Source organism: Micromonospora sp. NPDC047707, assembly GCF_040704235.1.
Lineage (GTDB): Bacteria > Actinomycetota > Actinomycetes > Mycobacteriales > Micromonosporaceae > Micromonospora.
In genome coordinates this window covers 81,660-97,129 of the sequence record NZ_JBEYSU010000011.1, presented here as the reverse complement: position 1 = coordinate 97,129, position 15,470 = coordinate 81,660, and the positions used below count along the sequence as shown (strand labels likewise).

At 71.5% G+C, this 15,470-nt stretch carries 21 protein-coding genes and 1 tRNA gene; 6 read left to right on the top strand and 16 right to left on the bottom strand.

Annotation, left to right across the window (positions count from 1 at the left end; all coding sequences use genetic code 11):
• The first annotated feature begins 133 nt into the window (after positions 1-133).
• Positions 134-1,771 (top strand): hypothetical protein, encoded by a 1,638-nt coding sequence (locus AB0873_RS15135; protein WP_366600304.1) that lies wholly within the window; start codon positions 134-136, stop codon positions 1,769-1,771.
• A gap of 38 nt (positions 1,772-1,809) precedes the next feature.
• On the opposite strand, the gene AB0873_RS15130 is transcribed toward AB0873_RS15135, so the two are convergent.
• Positions 1,810-1,882: transfer RNA gene (locus tag AB0873_RS15130), tRNA-Arg, on the bottom strand.
• 166 nt (positions 1,883-2,048) lie between these two features.
• Between AB0873_RS15130 and AB0873_RS15125 the strand changes: the two genes are divergently transcribed.
• Positions 2,049-2,732, top strand: a complete 684-nt coding sequence (locus AB0873_RS15125; protein WP_366600303.1) for a hypothetical protein — start codon at positions 2,049-2,051, stop codon at positions 2,730-2,732.
• A gap of 7 nt (positions 2,733-2,739) precedes the next feature.
• Here the strand turns inward: AB0873_RS15125 and AB0873_RS15120 are convergent, their stop codons facing one another.
• From AB0873_RS15120 to AB0873_RS15100, 5 genes are all read right to left on the bottom strand, one after another.
• On the bottom strand, positions 2,740-3,783 hold the full coding sequence (locus AB0873_RS15120; RefSeq protein ID WP_366600302.1) for an alpha/beta hydrolase: 1,044 nt from the start codon (positions 3,781-3,783) through the stop codon (positions 2,740-2,742).
• A 74-nt stretch (positions 3,784-3,857) separates the two neighbouring features.
• Entirely contained in the window at positions 3,858-4,277 is a 420-nt protein-coding gene (locus tag AB0873_RS15115) for an HPF/RaiA family ribosome-associated protein (RefSeq protein ID WP_366600301.1), read from the bottom strand.
• 359 nt (positions 4,278-4,636) lie between these two features.
• Positions 4,637-5,092, bottom strand: a complete 456-nt coding sequence (locus tag AB0873_RS15110; protein ID WP_366600300.1) for a hypothetical protein — start codon at positions 5,090-5,092, stop codon at positions 4,637-4,639.
• A 391-nt stretch (positions 5,093-5,483) separates the two neighbouring features.
• Positions 5,484-5,888, bottom strand: coding sequence for a GntR family transcriptional regulator (locus AB0873_RS15105; protein WP_366600299.1), 405 nt, complete (start codon positions 5,886-5,888; stop codon positions 5,484-5,486).
• 62 nt (positions 5,889-5,950) lie between these two features.
• Positions 5,951-6,175, bottom strand: a complete 225-nt coding sequence (locus AB0873_RS15100; protein WP_366600298.1) for a winged helix-turn-helix domain-containing protein — start codon at positions 6,173-6,175, stop codon at positions 5,951-5,953.
• A gap of 466 nt (positions 6,176-6,641) precedes the next feature.
• On the opposite strand from AB0873_RS15100, the gene AB0873_RS15095 reads away from it, so the two are divergent.
• The 3 genes from AB0873_RS15095 (at position 6,642) to AB0873_RS15085 (ending at position 7,912) form a co-directional block, all read left to right on the top strand.
• Entirely contained in the window at positions 6,642-6,923 is a 282-nt protein-coding gene (locus AB0873_RS15095; protein WP_366600297.1) for a hypothetical protein, read from the top strand.
• Entirely contained in the window at positions 6,920-7,246 is a 327-nt protein-coding gene (locus tag AB0873_RS15090) for a hypothetical protein (RefSeq protein ID WP_366600296.1), read from the top strand. The genes AB0873_RS15095 and AB0873_RS15090 overlap by 4 nt, the downstream gene beginning before the upstream one ends.
• Before the next feature lie 228 nt (positions 7,247-7,474).
• Positions 7,475-7,912: a hypothetical protein gene (locus AB0873_RS15085; protein WP_366600295.1), complete on the top strand. Its 438-nt coding sequence runs from the start codon at positions 7,475-7,477 to the stop codon at positions 7,910-7,912.
• A 96-nt stretch (positions 7,913-8,008) separates the two neighbouring features.
• Here AB0873_RS15085 and AB0873_RS15080 read toward each other — a convergent pair whose 3' ends face one another.
• The 3 genes from AB0873_RS15080 to AB0873_RS15070 all read right to left on the bottom strand — a co-directional run bounded on the left by AB0873_RS15080 (position 8,009) and on the right by AB0873_RS15070 (position 9,332).
• A complete protein-coding gene (locus AB0873_RS15080; RefSeq protein ID WP_366600294.1) occupies positions 8,009-8,467 on the bottom strand; it encodes a hypothetical protein in 459 nt (152 codons plus the stop codon).
• Positions 8,468-8,552: 85 nt separating this feature from the next.
• Entirely contained in the window at positions 8,553-8,753 is a 201-nt protein-coding gene (locus tag AB0873_RS15075; protein ID WP_366600293.1) for a hypothetical protein, read from the bottom strand.
• A 150-nt stretch (positions 8,754-8,903) separates the two neighbouring features.
• Entirely contained in the window at positions 8,904-9,332 is a 429-nt protein-coding gene (locus AB0873_RS15070) for a hypothetical protein (RefSeq protein WP_366600292.1), read from the bottom strand.
• A 32-nt stretch (positions 9,333-9,364) separates the two neighbouring features.
• Here AB0873_RS15070 and AB0873_RS15065 point away from each other — a divergent pair, with 32 nt between their 5' ends.
• Positions 9,365-9,691, top strand: coding sequence for a hypothetical protein (locus AB0873_RS15065; protein ID WP_366600291.1), 327 nt, complete (start codon positions 9,365-9,367; stop codon positions 9,689-9,691).
• A 7-nt stretch (positions 9,692-9,698) separates the two neighbouring features.
• Here the strand turns inward: AB0873_RS15065 and AB0873_RS15060 are convergent, their stop codons facing one another.
• The 7 genes from AB0873_RS15060 to AB0873_RS15030 all read right to left on the bottom strand — a co-directional run bounded on the left by AB0873_RS15060 (position 9,699) and on the right by AB0873_RS15030 (position 15,470).
• A complete protein-coding gene (locus AB0873_RS15060; RefSeq protein WP_366600290.1) occupies positions 9,699-10,202 on the bottom strand; it encodes a hypothetical protein in 504 nt (167 codons plus the stop codon).
• Positions 10,203-10,204: 2 nt separating this feature from the next.
• On the bottom strand, positions 10,205-11,041 hold the full coding sequence (locus AB0873_RS15055) for a hypothetical protein (RefSeq protein ID WP_366600289.1): 837 nt from the start codon (positions 11,039-11,041) through the stop codon (positions 10,205-10,207).
• Between the two features lies 1 nt (position 11,042).
• Complete coding sequence (locus AB0873_RS15050) at positions 11,043-11,192, bottom strand: hypothetical protein (RefSeq protein WP_366600288.1); 150 nt, start codon at positions 11,190-11,192, stop codon at positions 11,043-11,045.
• A gap of 87 nt (positions 11,193-11,279) precedes the next feature.
• Positions 11,280-12,425, bottom strand: coding sequence for a hypothetical protein (locus AB0873_RS15045; protein ID WP_366600287.1), 1,146 nt, complete (start codon positions 12,423-12,425; stop codon positions 11,280-11,282).
• A 16-nt stretch (positions 12,426-12,441) separates the two neighbouring features.
• Entirely contained in the window at positions 12,442-13,368 is a 927-nt protein-coding gene (locus AB0873_RS15040) for a hypothetical protein (protein WP_366600286.1), read from the bottom strand.
• A 5-nt stretch (positions 13,369-13,373) separates the two neighbouring features.
• On the bottom strand, positions 13,374-14,552 hold the full coding sequence (locus tag AB0873_RS15035; RefSeq protein ID WP_366600284.1) for a siphovirus ReqiPepy6 Gp37-like family protein: 1,179 nt from the start codon (positions 14,550-14,552) through the stop codon (positions 13,374-13,376).
• Between the two features lie 3 nt (positions 14,553-14,555).
• The gene (locus tag AB0873_RS15030) at positions 14,556-15,470 is read right to left on the bottom strand and encodes a hypothetical protein (RefSeq protein ID WP_366600283.1); all 915 of its coding nucleotides are present in this window, start codon (positions 15,468-15,470) and stop codon (positions 14,556-14,558) included.

Below are 15,470 nucleotides of genomic sequence, written 5' to 3'. Positions count from 1 at the left end.
CCCAGGGGTGACCCGACGTGCTGTGCCGCAGCCTGACCCGGGCTCGTCTATTTGGTCCGTGGATAGTCACAAAACGGTAAGTTGATCCCAACCGGTCTCGTGCCCTCCGCCCGGCCGACGGAAGGGAGGAACGGTGCGCCCTGAGCGAGTACGTCTGCTGTGGCTACTCGTCCTGACCGCCGCGCCGGCGGCGGCCGTGGCGGCCGTGTTGTACGCCGTCAACTTCACCTCGGCGTTCGGCCTGGCGCCCCAGGCCAGTGCGATCACGCCGTACGGGGCGTTCTTCGACCTGCGCTGGGTGCTGGTCTATCACAACTCCTGGGCCATGTTCGCCGGACTGCTGCTGGGCGCCATCGTGTTCCGCGGACTGTTCTCGGCCGTACTGGTCGCGCTCGCCTGGCCGGCCGAGCGGCCGCGCCCGTCGTTTCGCCGGCTGGCCAGGCGCAACCTGACCTTCGCGGCCGTCGTCGTCGTGATTCTCTCGCCGTGGACCGCGCTTGCCGTGGTCGCCTCGGACGTCTCGCTGGCCTACTTCCAGTTCCTCGTGCTGGTGCCGGTGATGATCCTGGCCCCGCTGCTACAGCGGGGCGGGATCGTGCCGGACTGGTGGCGCGGCCTGCCGTCGGCCGCCACGGTCGGCTGGTCGCTGCTCAACTTCGTGACCCTCACCGCGGGCGCCGCGCTCGTCTGGTCCGTCCCGGACTGGTTGACGGTACCGGCAGCCGCCCTGGCCGGATCGGTCAACGGCCTGCTGTGGCAGCGAAAGGTGCGCGCCACGGTGCTCCAGCAACGGGTGCGGTGGTCCCGGGTGCCCGTAACGCCGGTGGTCGTCGCCCTGGTGGTGAGCAGCTTGCTGTTGGTCGAGTACGTCGAGGACCTCGGGGCTCGCGGCGCCGGCCAGTCGCTGCAACCCATCGACGCCCTGCCACAGTTCGGGGACATCGGCCACCCGGTGATCTTCCTCGGCGGCTACAACTCGGCCCACCACGGCGACCCGTCGGAATCCCAACCTCCCATCGTGCGCTTCTCGTACCGGGGCACCGACCACCACGGGAAGCCGGTGTTCTACTCACCGGTCGACACCCACCAGTCGCTGTCCACCAGTGCTCAACTGCTCGCCATGCAGGTGGATCAGCTTCACTCGCGTAGCGGTAAGCCGGTCTCGCTGGTCGGACAGAGCGAAGGCGCCCTCGTCGTCCGCTACTACCTGGAACGCTACCCGCACCCCGCAGTCGACACGGTGGTCCTGGACAGCCCGATCCTGCTGGCCGGGCGTTCCTACTATCCGCCGCCGCAGGCTGATTCGGGCTGGGGCATCGCCACCGGTTGGCTGCTGCGCGGCATGTTCAAGCTGATGGAAGCCACCAGCGAGGCACCGGACACTCCCGACTCTCCGTTCATCCGCTCCCTGCTGGACCACGCGCCGTTCTACCGCAACCACCTGCTCTGCCCGGTGCCGGGCGTGCGGATGATCGCGCTACTGCCAATCGTCGACGCCATCACGGTCCCGGCGGAACTCAACGCCCAGATACCCGTGATCCAGATGCCCGGCTTCCACGGCCACCTGATCGACCGGCCAGCCGGACTGCGCCACCTGGCCGACCACCTCACCGGCAAGCCGCCGAGCAACCTGCTCCGTTGGGAATACTCGGCCCTCCAGCGGGTTGCCGGGGCATGGCAGGCGCCAGCCCTGCCGTTGGCACTCAACCCGGCATGGGATGCCGCCGACGAGCCGGATGCGGCATTGCGACGGGAACCCTGCCCGCCCTGAGCCGCACCGCCAGGGAGGTCAAAGCTGCTCTGAAAGAGCGCGCCCGGCAGGATTCGAACCTGCGGCCTTGGGATTAGAAGTCCCCTGCTCTATCCGCTGAGCTACGGGCGCGTGTCGTGGATCTCGCGCGAGAAGGGTACCGCCGCGCCCCCGGTCAGCGGGGGAACGGGTGGCGCCAGCCACGTCGACGGCCCAGCCTGCCACGGGCCAGCGCCGCAGGTCACCCGGATTGTCCCGGCCGCCCGCCGCGGCGTCGCCCCGTCGTACGCTCGGCGTCGTGCTGCTTGATCCGGACACCGAGAGTGACGTCGCCTACGAGTTGTGCCAGCTCGTCGGGCGTGCGGTCCTGCCGGTCCGCTCGGGCGACGGCCTCGGGACGGCGTTCTTCTTCGCGACGGCCGACGGCGGGGAGTACCTGCTGACGGCGGACGCGCTCACGCGGTCCGCGACCGGCGAGGTCGGGTTGCGACCCAGCCTGACCGAGACGGCGGACGTCGCCGGGGACGCGCTCACCGTGCCGGACTTCGTCAAGCGGTGGAGCCGGCCGGGCGCCGGTGCGGCGGTCATGCCGACCGCCGGGCTGCACGAGCTGGCGGAGGGCGCGGGCTGGCGGTGGCGTACCCAACAGGTGCCGGAGGTGATCGCCGCCGACAGCGACGCGATCGCCGGTATCGGCGCGGAGCCGGGCTCCGCCATCGTCCTTGCGCTGGGCGTCGGCGAGGGCGGCGCGCGGCCGCTGGAGGTGGCCATCGAACGGTACGCGCGGGAGGGCGACACCGTCCGGCTCACCGCCGACCTGCCCGACGGGTACGTGGGCGCGCCCGTCTTCGCGGTGCTCGCCGGCAGCGCCGGCGAGGTCGAGCTGAGCTGCCTCGGCCTGGTGCTCCCCGCCGACGGGAGCGGCCACCCGCTGGCCACGTTCGACACCATCCGGGCGGCCGTCGCCGACCTCGCCGGCTGAACCCGGCTCAGCCCTGCGGTACGGCGGCCTCCGCCTCCGGCCGGCGGGGCGCCGGTGGTGCGCCCTCCGCCGCCGCCGCGCGCTCCTCCGCCGTGACCGTCGGCCCGGCGCCGAGGAAGGCGTCGGCCCAGCGCCCCACCTCGGCGAGGACCTTCTCGCGTACGGCGGGGCCGGAGAGCGTGAGGTCGTGCAGGCCGCCGTCGAAGCGGGCCAGGGTGACGTGCCGGCCCAGCCGGGGCGCCCAGCGGACCATGTGCTCCACGTCCAGCACGGCGTCGGCGAGGGAGGCCCCGTCCTGCCACTTGAGCCCTTTGAAGCTCCGCGTGGACGCGGCGACCAGCACCGGCACCGGGATGTCGAGACCGGCCCGGAGCCGCTGCTGGCCCCGGCGGATCGCGGCCAGCCAACCGGCCCGCACCGGGAACCCGGCGAGCGGTTTCCAGGCCAGGTCGTACCTCCACTCGCCGCGGTGGTCGGCGTGGAGGCTCTCGCCGTACACCGTGCCGAGGCCGGCGCGGATGACGCGCTTGGGCGCGCTGCCGGCCAGGCGCGCGACGGCGGCCGCGCCGGGTCGCCGCAGCACCCACGGAAGGTTGAGGTCGAAGAAGGGGCTGTTGAGGAAGAGCCCGTCGAGCAGGCCGGCGTCGCGTCGGGCGTGCGCCCAGAGCGAGATGATCAGGCCGCCGGTGGAGTGGCCCATGCCGAGCACGATGTCGTGCCCGTCGTCCTCGCGGATGATCTCGGCGGCCGCGTCCAGCTCGGGAAGGTACTCGTCGAGGTCGAGGCAGAAGTTCGGCGTCTGGTGCGGGAGCAGGCTGCGCCCGTACTTCCGCAGGTCCAGCGCGTAGAAGTCCCAGCCCCGCTCGACGAAGAAGTCGGCCAGGTGGGTCTGGAAGAAGTAGTCGACGAAGCCGTGGACGTAGAGCACGGCCCGCCGGGTGGGCCGGTCGGCGCGGCGGCGGACCAGGGTGGCCACCACCGGGCCCTCGTCGTCGGTGCCCAGGTCGATCGTGTGCCGCTCGTACGGCGGCCCCAGCACGTCCGGTTCCACGACAGCGACGGTACGCCCGCAAGCTACCCGGCGGTAGCCCTCCTCCGCGTGGCGGGCGGAGGAGGGCGTACGCCTCAGGCCGTCTCGGCGTCGGCGCGGGCCGGCTCGGTGTCGCCGACCTGCTGGTCGTCCGGTTGCGGCCCGGTGTCGCGCAGGTGCTTGTTGTGCCGGGGCTCCTGGCGGGTCTTCGCGTCGTTCAGCCGGCGCCGCAGGTCGTCGCGCACGTCGTTCAGCGCGGCGTGCAGGTCCTCCTCGGTGGAGGTGGTGACGATCTTCTGCCGGCCGGCGATCCAGCACTCCAGGGTGACCTTCTGGCCCTTGGCCGCGCGGTCCTTGACCGACACCTCCAGTTCGGTGGCGTCGGCGTGGAAGCCGGCCAGCCGGGCGTCGAGGGTGGCGAACTGTTCCGCGATCCAGGCCCGGTCGCTCTGCGAGAAGCCCGCTCCGACGCGCAGGCACTCCGCGACGGTGGCCGGATTGGTCACGGCGCTCATCGCTGGCTCCGCCGGGTGCCGGTGGTGGTCGTCGTCATGATCGCTGACCTTTCGTTCGGGGTGCAGTGCCGTTGATCAAAGCCATACCCAACGGCTTCCGGTCCGGAACGTGATCGACCCCCGCGGCCGGCCCGCGTGACTCGACACCGGCCTTAGCACACCGGGGCCTTGATCAGGTTGTTGTCCACAGGCGGCCTCGCTGTCCACAGATCGGTGCTCCCGGATCGCGGTGTACGTCCGCGGCGGCCAGGCTCGACGCCGAGTCGACTCGCTGATGGCAAGCCCGATCTCCCCTGGAGGGACGATGTTCGACACCTACGTCACGATCGTGAGGATTGAATAACAGCTATCATGCGGCGTCAGTTGTCTGCCCCGCCGTGCAGCAGCCGCATATGGATTCGCCGCAGCGCCAACTCCGCCTGGTGCTGCTCGACCAGCCGCTGCCGTTCGGCCTGCGCCTGTAGGTTGGCCTCGGCGGCACCCTGCTTGTGTGCCCGCTCAATTGCTCGCTCGTTTCGCGCGGCCGCCGCCTCCATGTCGGCGGCCATCATCTCGACCACCTCGGCGTAGTGGCGCAGTTCGCCGCGCAGCTCCCGCAGCTCGCTCCTCCGAGCCTCATCCGACACCTCTGCTCGCCAGCCGAGGATGCCGATCGCCACGGCTACGACCAGCAGGGCGGTGGCGATGGTGTGCTGGTAACCAGACGCCCACATCACCCCCGTTGCGGTTAGCGCCACGGCAGCGACCAGCAGGTACACAACCTGCCAGCCGGTGATGGAGCGCCCGGCGGTCGATGACGACTGCTCCTGAGACACAGATGGCCTCCGCATTCTTAACGGAACCTTTAGGGAAGGCCAGATGGAACAACAGTTCGACCCATCGGCGAAAGTCCGCCGTACGGGGGATATGGGTAACCCAGCGTGATCCGCTGGCGGCTGCTCATTCCCGCATGCTATGGGCAACTGAGCGTAAGTGCCTGGAGGCCGATGGCACCTTATCGATCACCGACCGTTCGACCCTGGGGTGGGCCAGTCTTGTTTTTTGGCCGATCGTCTGGTCGCTGGCGCTCTGTGCCCCGCTACGTACCGCAGCAGACCGGCTGGCTGATCTCGCTGATGCCGCCAGCACTCGCCTTTTCCGCGTTTTGCTGCCTATCGGCCCTGTTCAGGCATGCGGATGTCAGAGGTGTGATGTAGAGGTACCCGCTCAAACGATCCGGAGCACGTACTCGTCGCCCGGATACGCCTCCTGAAGGCCGTCGGATCTCGTGACCACTAGCACGGGAACGCCGTCCGCGAGTCCGAATGTCGCCCGTTCGATGGGGGTGGGCATGCGTACCGACACGACCGATCCCGGCTCGCCGGTGAGTTCTTGGCGCTCAATAGATTCGCGGACACGGATGCCGATTCCGTGCTCCAGGTCGACCAGACCCTCTGACCGCAGTGCGGCGACGGCGGCCTTCACTGTCGCCTTGCCGACCGCGTATTCGTGTCGCAGCCGCGGTTGGGGCGGCAGCAGGGCCCCGGGCGGCCACTCGCCCGAGTCGATCCGGGCCCGCAGCGCGTCGGCGAGCTGCCGCCACGCCGGCACGCCGGAGTGAGGGTCGATCACACGGCGGACGGTAGGCCGGGCCTGAAGGGTGGTCCGGTGGACAGGTCCACCGGTCGACCGGTCTACCCTTCCGGGTGGGCCACGAAGACACCGACGCCGGACACGGACTCGACCAGGCCCCGGTCGCGCAAGATCGTGACAGCGGTCCGCACCGTCATATGAGAGGTCTTGTACTGCTCCTGCAGTTCTCGCGACGAGGGCAACTTGTCTCCGGGCGACAGCTCTCCGGACGTGATGCGAGCAACGATGTCGTCAACGATGCGCTGATAGGCGTGCTTGTACGTCATGGCGGATCTCCCCTGGCAGGTGCCGTCATCCGACCACGACGGGCGCTCTCGGTCAAGATCTGTACGCATCAGGTCCCATCATAGGCTTGACCTATGCTGCGTGCGCATCATAGGTTGCGAGAGTGGCGGTCCCTGGCAGGCTCCGTCACGGCCGATGCGGGTTCCCCGTGGCCCCGCATCGGTCCCTCAACCCATGCCTGGAGGCGTACATGCACAGGCACTGGAGTCGGCTCTTCAGCCGACCCGCCGCGCACATCGACGCGACCGGCCCCGCCACCACCTATCCTGCCCGAGCCGGGGCACTCAGCCCCGCCGCCGTCGAAGAATTGGAAGTCCACCGGCGCTCGGGCAGGCACTGGTCGGGACCGGCCACTGAGGTGGACCGGCTGATCGACCCATGGACCGCCCAGGACGGCAAGCGGCGACCCGCCGGCAGCCCGGCACCCAGCGAGCATGCCCGATCGCGATGACCGGGCCGCTGACCGCGCACGCCGTGCGCGCCGTCGACCAGCTGCCCGTCCGGCTCGGCGGCGAGCACATGCCACGCCGGCCGGAGTGGACGTGTGATACCTGCCCGGACACGGACACGCCATGGCCCTGCCCGCCGGCGCTGGTGCGCATGGCCGAGTACCACGGCGGCGATGACGCCGCTCTAGCCGCGTACCTCGGCGCGCTGGACATCGCCGCCTACGCCGACCAGCCCGACGCGCTACGGCACGAGCTGCGCCGCATTGGGCCAGCCCGATGACCGCGCTGCGGGCTGGCGTCGTCGTCGAGCTCAACGCCCGCGCCTCCGTCCAGTTCGCCGGCAGCCGCGCGCTGCGGCTGCGGATCGTCCGCGTCGACCCGCAGCCCACCTACCACGGGTGGGTGTGGCTGACCGGATACGTCATCGACCAGCGCGGCACCGCAACGGCGCGGCGCGAGGTGTACGTGCAGCGCGCCGGCGTCGTCGTGGTGAACCCGGCCGCCGCGGCCCTGCGGCCGGCGGCCGAAGGCACCGGCCGCAATGGGCGGGAATGTTTGACCGGCGGAGCAACAATCGACGTTCGTCAGGTGCCGATCAGGTGAGGGGGCGTGCCGTGAGGGCGCGGTTCTGGTGGGACGCCATCACTGCGATGATCGCCGCCGCGCGCAGGCGTAGCCCGCAGCAGGAGGCGGCGCTGCAGGCCGAGCGGTCTCGGGGCGTTGATCGGCTCGGTGAGCACGTGGTCGACCGCCACCAGTCGACGAATGGCCCTGCCGCCTCCGCGTCGAGGAGACGACGGGGCCCCTCGCGTCAGGACTAGGTTGGCGAGCATGAGCGTTCCCCGTAATCCGTTGCGCCTGCCCGACGGGCGAGTGCTGTACGGTCGCTGGCCACAGAGCATGCCGGCATCGGGGGAAGGGCCCTACATAGCCGCCCTGGCCCGCCAGATCGGAGGCGTGTGCGAGGTGGTGCTGCCAGTCGGTCGAGCGGACGTCGCCACGCCCACCACGGTGTACGAGGTCGAGCCGGCCCATCAGTGGCGAACCGCGGTGCGTCAGGCCCTCGCGTACGCAGGACAGACCGGCTTGTCGCCAGCGATAGCGCTGTTCGGCCCAGAGGACTACCTCCGCATCTACCTGTTCGTGCGGGATCGGCTGCCGAGCCTCGGCCTCTGGGCCTACCGGGGACGGTGGGAGCAGCTCACCAGTCGGAGGAGCGCCGCGCTCAGGTGGCACGATCGCTACTCGATAGCGTCGGACATCGGTTGATGCCGAGGAATGCCGTCGATCACCCGGGGGAACGTGTGCGTGGGTGTGGCGAGGCCCCGCAGAACGCCAGTAGCTGCGGGGCCTCGACCGGCAAGGTTACGCCTCCGGTGGCGCCGCCTTGCGGGGCCGGCCGGGGATGCGGGACCACTCCCGGTCGAAGGCGTCGATGTCCGAGGCCCGGTAGATCCGTCCGCCGGCGAGGGTCAGCACCGGCTCGGGGAAGTCGGGCCGCTGCTCCAGCTGGCGCACGCGGGCCGTCGACACCCCGAGTCGGGCCGCAACCTCGGCGCTTCCGAGCAGGTCCAGACCCCGCACCCGGGACTCTTCCGACTCGACGGTCACCAGCCGCGGCTCACCCGTGACCGCGGCGACCTCGCCGACCCACGCCCGCGCGGCGTCCAGGGCCGCGGCGTAGTCGTCGGCGTCGACGGTGCGCTGAACGGTGAGGATGCGCGCTTCCTCGTTGTAGCGGGTGACGCTGGCCAGCTGGGCCACCGTGATGAGCTGCTCCTGGGTGACCTGCCCGACCAGTTCTGCCTCTGCGTGCCACTTCACCTGTTTGATCTCCTCTCGGCGTCCGGGGCGGCGGGGATGGGTCGGAGGTGGCCGGGGCCGGCGGGTGCCGGCCCCGGCGCCCCGGCTAGTCCTTGAAGGACCAGTCGAGGCCGGCGCTGATCAGCAGCCGCAGGACCTCCAGCACGTCACCGGCGTCCTTGGGGGCCACGAGCCAGTTGTCGTTGCCCTTGCGGAAGTGCCACATGCTGCTACGGGTCTGCCGAACGAGGAAGCCCTGGCGCTCGGCTTCCTCGGCGATCAGCTGCATCGCCTCTCCGATTTCCATCTCTCACCTCCCTTCGTTGTGACTCCATTCTAGCACAAACACTTGCGGACACGTAAGGGTTTTATCGAGGGGTTCGCGAGTTACTCACGAAGACAGCGCCCCGCCGCCTCCATCGAGGAGACGACGGGGACCGTCGCGGCAGGGGCGGAGTCAGGGCCGGCCGCGCTCGCGTCTGGCCGCTGCCCGGATTTCGCGCAGGACCTGCTCGTCGCGGGGCAGGTAGGTCGTCACGGACCGGATCTCGCGGATCTCCCCGTCGGGGTAGTGCTGGGCGGTGATCTCGTTGTGCGCGGGCGGTAGGCCGTAGATCGGCTGGCCGGTGTCCAGGCCGAGGGACAGCAGCCACCGGGCGAGCGCCCGGGCGGCCACGGCGAACACGCTGTCGCCGGTGCGGTCCTCGAGCCACCGGCCGGCCGCGTACACCACACCGGTCAGGACCACGGCGAGGATCTCGTAGACGATCAGCGAGTCGATGGTGATTCCCCACCGGGCGGCGACGTAGGCGACGGCCAGGGCGGTGAGGTGGCCGATCAGCAGCGGCCAGCAGGTCCGCACGTAGGCGGCGAGACGGTCGGACATCAGGAGGTACCTCCTCGGGTACGGTCGTGGGCGTGGTGCATGTGCCGTCCCTGCCGGTGGCGGAGCGGCTGGTGTTGGCCGAGCTACTTGGCATCGCCGGCCGCTACGGCACGGGGATGGACCGGGACGCGCCCCGCGGTGACGCCCTGGCCGCGGTGTGCGCGGTGTCGACGGACCCGTGGCTGCTGGGCATCGCGGCCGGCACCGTGGCCGCCAGCCCGCACGGCCTCGGCGGGCCGACCATCGCGCTGCTGGCCGCCGCCGGCGCCGACATGTCGGTGGCCACCGAGCACGCGGCGGACACCCAGGCCCGCCTCGAGGCGATGGGCATCCGCTACGACCACCCGCCGGCGGCGTAGCCGGCGGTCAGTGTTTGGCCGAGGTGGTGCCGGGTTGCAGGGCGGCCAATTGGGCCTTGAGGTCGCCGATCTGTCCGGTCAGCGCGGTGATGGTGGCTTCCTTGCCGGCCAGCTGGATGCGCAGCTGATCCCGCTCGGCCTGTACCGAGCGCACCTCGCCGCCGAGCTGCGCGATACGCGACTCGAGCTCGACGACGCGCTGGCGTAGCCGCTCGGCCTCGGCCGACGTCGCCGCCAGGGACTGCCGGGCGTCGTGCAGCGCGGCCTTGACCTGCTGGAGCTCGGTCCGCAGGTCACGCGTCAGGTCCTGATAGATGCTCTGGCGGATGCGGTCTTCCTCCGCCTGCAGCTGCTCGGCCGCGGCCTCGGCCTGTTTGGCCTGCGCCTCGGCCAGCCGCTGCTGGGCGGCGCGGGTCTGCCGGCCGAGCACGTGCGCCACCACCGTGCCGGTGAGGCCGGCGCCGACCGCTCCCGCTGCGCCGACCAGCGCGACGACGACGCCGGGCTCCACACTCAGGCCCGGGCGAGCGCGGTCAGCGCGGCCGCCAGCTCGGCCGGGTTCTGGCCGGCGGCGACCAGGGCGCGGGCGACGTCGGCCGCCGGGCGGCCACCGAGTGCCGCCACCACCGCCTCGTCGACGTCGTCGAGGCGGACGCCGAGCGCGGTGAGCTGGTCGGCGAGCAGCCGCCCGGCGCCGGCGACGGGCTTGCCGTCGCGGCCGAGCTGGGTGGCTTCGAAGATGTACTCGAGCAGGTCCCGCATCGACAGGTTGGCCCACCCGGCGGCGGTCAGCCGCGCACGGGGCCCGCTCGCCTGGTAGGGGGTGTTCTCGGTCAGCACCTCACGTAGTGCCTGCTTGACGTCGTCCTTCGTCGCCATGACGAACTCCTCCTTGATGAGTGACGCCAGCCCGAACGGGCGCGCATCGTTGTCGCCGTCCGGGTGCCCGGACAGGTGGATGTGCTCGGTGTGCGGGTTGCTGCCGGTGTAGCGGCGGGCCACCCAGCCGGAGGCGGCGGACCAGATGGTGCGGTTCCAGATGATGTAGATGAGCCGCCGTTCGAGGCCGGCGCGGCAGCGTCCGACCAGATAGGCGACGAGCATCTGCGCGGTCAGCCCGGGGACCCGGAAGTCTTTGTCGATGTCGATCGCGCGGACCTCCGGCACGCGGTCACCGTCGTTGCGTTCGGCCCGCACGCCGGGGGTGTCGTCGGGGTTGTGGCCGGACACGGACTGCTGGTGCGCGGTGTCGCCGATCGATCCGTCCGAGGCGGTGTCCCGGGCCGGGGCGATCGCGGCGAGCTCGGTGCGCAGCTGCCGCGCCCAGGCGACCAGCATCCAGCGGGCCATCTCAGCTCACCTCTTGATGGGCGGCCGGGTCGGCGAGGGCCGCGGCGTCGCCGAGGACATCGCGCTCGTCGACGGCCTCTCCGCTCACCTGCAGGGGGTCCTCGTCGACGCCGGGGGTGATGACGACGGTCGGCTCGGGGTCCTCGGACATGGGGCAGCTCCTCCTCGGGCGTGGGCAGGGTTGAGCGCCCCCAAGCCGGCGGGCCGGGGGCGTGGGAGGTTCCAGCGGGGGCGGGGGTCAGCGGTGGTAGGTCAGGTCGTCCAGGCTGATGTCGAACGGCGCGCCGGTGTTCGCCCGGCGGACCACGACCGCCCCGGTGGTGAGGATCTCGATGGTCGACGCGGCGCCGTTGGAGACGGCCGCGATCAGCATCCGGTCCTTGGTCGGGGCGTAGCCGGCGGCCAGGGTGCACATCGTTTCGCCGTTGACGGTGCTCGCCGAGCAGGCGATGCGGCCGCGCAGCCGGACGACGTCGTTGGCGTCGAACCGGGCGGCCAGCGGGTCGATCGACGCGCCCACCTTCTCGGTGTACTTGCCGGTGGCGCCGGGGTCGATGTTCGCCATCGCCGCCCACGTCTGGTCGGTCAGGACCACCCGGCCGTCCTTGTCGATGCCGCCGACGGCGCGGCGGATGTTGTCCAGGCCGCGCTGCTCGACCATCACCGCGCGGCCGGTGCTGTTGGCGTTCATGATCGCCACGATCAGGTTGTCGTAGTAGGAGCCGGACACGGACTCGGCGCGGTAGTAGCCGCGTTCGTTGTCCCAGCGCACGAGCCGGCGGACGGTGTTGTGGGTGACGTACACCTGACGCAGGTCTGGCTCCGTGGAGTCCGGCGTGCTGAGGAACTCGACGACCTCGATCGGGTCCGGGAGGCCGGCGTCGGCGGCCGGGTCGTAGTGGGGCGGCCGGCGCCGCACGTAGCGGGCGTCGCCGCGGGCGTCGTTGTGGTAGGTCGGGTGCGGGTCGGGCGCGGCCTCATGCCCGTCGATGCTCGACGATTCGGCGAGTTCGGCGGCCGAGGCGGCGGCGGCCTCGGCCGCGGTGACGGCGTCCTGCACGCTGACCGCGAGTTGGTCGGTGATGTCCGGCAGGTCGGTGGTGATGGCGAGCACCCGCGGCTGCCCGTCCTGGCCGACCCACATCGCCTTCAGGGGCCCCTTGAAGCGGGGCAGACCGCCGAGCGGGTACCCGTTGGTGCCGTCGGAGGCGACGACTTCGGTGATCGGGTTGCCGTTGGCGTCGGCGAGGTCGGTGATCCGGACGCCGCCGGTCTGGGCGTTCCACGCCTGGATGACCGCGCCCGGGGCGAACACCGCGGCGTTGGCGGCGCCGACCGTGACCACATACGACGCGATGTCGCCGCCGTACCAATACACCGTCACAGCGATTGACCGCCTTTCAGCCGAGCGGGAAGGAGTGCGCGACCGAGATCGCGTTGCCGGTGTCGATCGGGGTGAACCGTTCGATGAGGATCGACCGGTCCGGGTTGAACAGGAACCGGGTGGTGCCGCCCACCTCGTTGATCGAGCCGGGGAGGATCTCGGTCTCCGACGGGGCCATGCCCGACGGCAGGTCGGCGACCTTGACGGCGCCGCTGGTGATGCGGCCGCCGGTGCGGAACAGGTCCAGCCGCACGTGGATCTGCCCGTTGCGGCGGCGGGCCTTCACCCGGCCGCTGGGCTGCACCGACCAGCCGGACGCGACGGTGCAGTTGAGCCAGCCGGAGTCGTCGTGCAGCACGCGCCACGGGTCGACGCCGGTGGACAGCTGCCACCGGCCGGTGTCCGCCTCCCAGATCCGCCGCCCCGGTGAGTGCGGGGGGCGGCTGTCGGACCAGCACAGCAGCTGCCCGTCGGGGCCGATGTACCAGCGCTGCCGGGTGAGGGTGGCGTTGGTGAGGCTGCCGCCGGCGGGGATGTTGACCTGCCCGACGGAGATCTCGTAGGAGCCGCTGCCGCGCTGCTGGGTGAGGCCGGGCAGGGTGCCGCCGGGAACGCCGGTGAGCACCGCGGCGCGGACCAGCATCGTCGACCAGTTCAGCCGCAGCACGACCCGGTCGGGCCGGGTCGCAGCACCACCGTTGGACCCGATGCCGCCGATGGCCAGGTCGGTGTCCTTGTTGAGGTAGGCCATGCCGATCAGCCGGGCCGCCGTGCCGGCGCGCAGGTACAGCACCCCGCCGGACAGCAGCAGCGGGCTGGGGTCGCTGGTGGAGCCGATCAGCCCGGACGGGCTCGCCCAACCGATCCCTTCGGCGTACTCGGCCTCGGTGACCGCCCCGGCCCCGACGGTGGGGTAGTCCTCGTACGGGTAGGAGATCTCCACGCGCGTCAGATCCTCTCCATGCTGGCGATACGGCGGGCGAGGGTGCGGTTGCCGGCGACCCAGGCCGGGTCGGTGATCGCGGCCTGGGTGCCGATCAGCGCGATGCGCTGCCGGCCCTCGCGGGGGGTGACCTGCAGCCGCACCGCCCGCACGACGTCGGTGATCGGGGCGGCACCGCCGGGAATGACCAACGCGAGGTCGCCGACGTCGTAGGCGTCGCCGTAGACGACCTGCGGGGTGTCGACGGTGTCGGTGGTGACGGTGAGCTGCTCGCGGCCGGCGTCGAGGGCCTCGTCGCCTGACTGCTCGAGCTTGGCGGTGTCGCCGGCCTCGGCCTGGCGCTGGTCGACGAACTCCTCCGAGCGCCACCAAGTGGCCACGGCGGCCGCGTCAACGCGCTCGACGATGTTGCGGTCGGTGCCCTGCCCGGCGCCGGCGACGATCGCCACGGTGCAGGTGGGTGCCTGGTTGGCGACGTGCACTGAGCGCAGGTTGCCCAGCCCGAAGGAGAAGCGGGCGAGGTGGGTGCGGTCGCGGGGCGCGTACACCTCGGCGACGATGTCCCGGCCGACCTGGCGGGTGCGCACGCCGAGCCGGCCGCCGGGCACGCCGGCGCCGCCGAGTAGCGCCAGGGCTCGCAGCTCGTCGTAGAGGTCGATCCACCGGCTGGTGTAGGTGAGTGTCGCGCCGAGGCCCGCGCCGGCGCCGATGACCAACTGCGGTACCCGCCGCGCCGTCAGCGCTCTGGGTCCGGCGTTGGCGTCGATCAGGGTGAGCATGAGGGTGCCGGCGGGGCCGGTCCCCGACCAGTGGGAGTCGGCGGTCTGCGCGGTCGCGGTGGCCGTCGGGTCGGGGTAGGTGATGCGGTTGGCGATGTGGGCGGCGTCGTCGCCGAAGTCGACGACCCACTTGCCTCCGGCGTCCTCGCCCTTAGCGGTGCGCTTGAAGTCCAGGCCCTCGATCGGCCCGGACTTGAAGTAGCGGCCCTGGTCGCGCACGACGACCCGGTTGCCGGGTGCCAGGGCCTCGGTCAGCTCCGGGTACGCCGGCGCGACGAAGGACCCGGCGACGATCTCGTTGAAGCGGACCTCCGCGTCGACCTCGGTCCACCGGATCGGGTTGGAGACGGGCACGCAGTTGCGGTCGGTGATAGTGACCTCGGTGTCCAGCCATGCAGGGGTCACCGCTCACACCGTCTCTCGGAGCCGGCGGTAGGTCATGACGAACCCGGCCCCCGTTCCGGCGCCGGAGAGCACGAGCTCGACGTCGTTGTCGCCCTCGACGAGTGGCCACAGGTCACCGGTGATCGCGCCCCACCACACCTGCCCGCCCGGCCCGGTCACCGTCGGCGGGTCGGAGGTGATGACGACCTCCTCACCGGCCCTCAGCGGCCCGTCACCGTCCCAGTCCGGGTCGAGGGTCCACGTCTGCCCGGTCGTGTGGTTCGTCGCCGTGAAGCCGGATGCGGGGCCCCGGACGACCAGGTCCGGCCAGGCCGGCGCGTCACCGTCGTTGCGGACGGTCTCCCGCCCAGGGATGCGCGAGGAGGACACCGACATGAACGGGGCCAGGAACTTGCGGGTGGGCCGCTGGTCGCGTTCGACCGTGGCCGGGTCGACGTCGCGGAAGTACCCGTCCGGGCACCAGAACTGCACCGTGGGCTGCTCGTGGCGGCCGATCCGCTCGGGGTGCACGTCGTAGGAGCCGGGCTCCAGCTCTACGGCGATCTCCCGCACGGTGCCGTCGGCCTGGGCGATGCGCAGCACCCCGCCGCCAACCAAGGCTCGCGCGAGCTCCCGCCACCGGGGCAACATCTGCAGCCGCGAGCTGCCGCGGAAGAACATGTCGAAGGTGATCAGCCGGCCGGCCACCCACACATGCCGGGTGGTGGTGCCACCGCGCGGACGGTCGTCGCGCTGCACCTCGCGCGGGGTGACGCCGAGGCCGGTGACGGTGCCGTGCAGGATCCAGTAGCCCAGCTCCCGGCGGGTCAGCGGCCAGTCCCGGCCGTGCCGATCGATGAACGTCCAGACCTCGACATCCTGCGACGGCGCCGGCGGGGTGACCGGCGGGGCCGCGACCGGCCGGACCACGATGGGCAT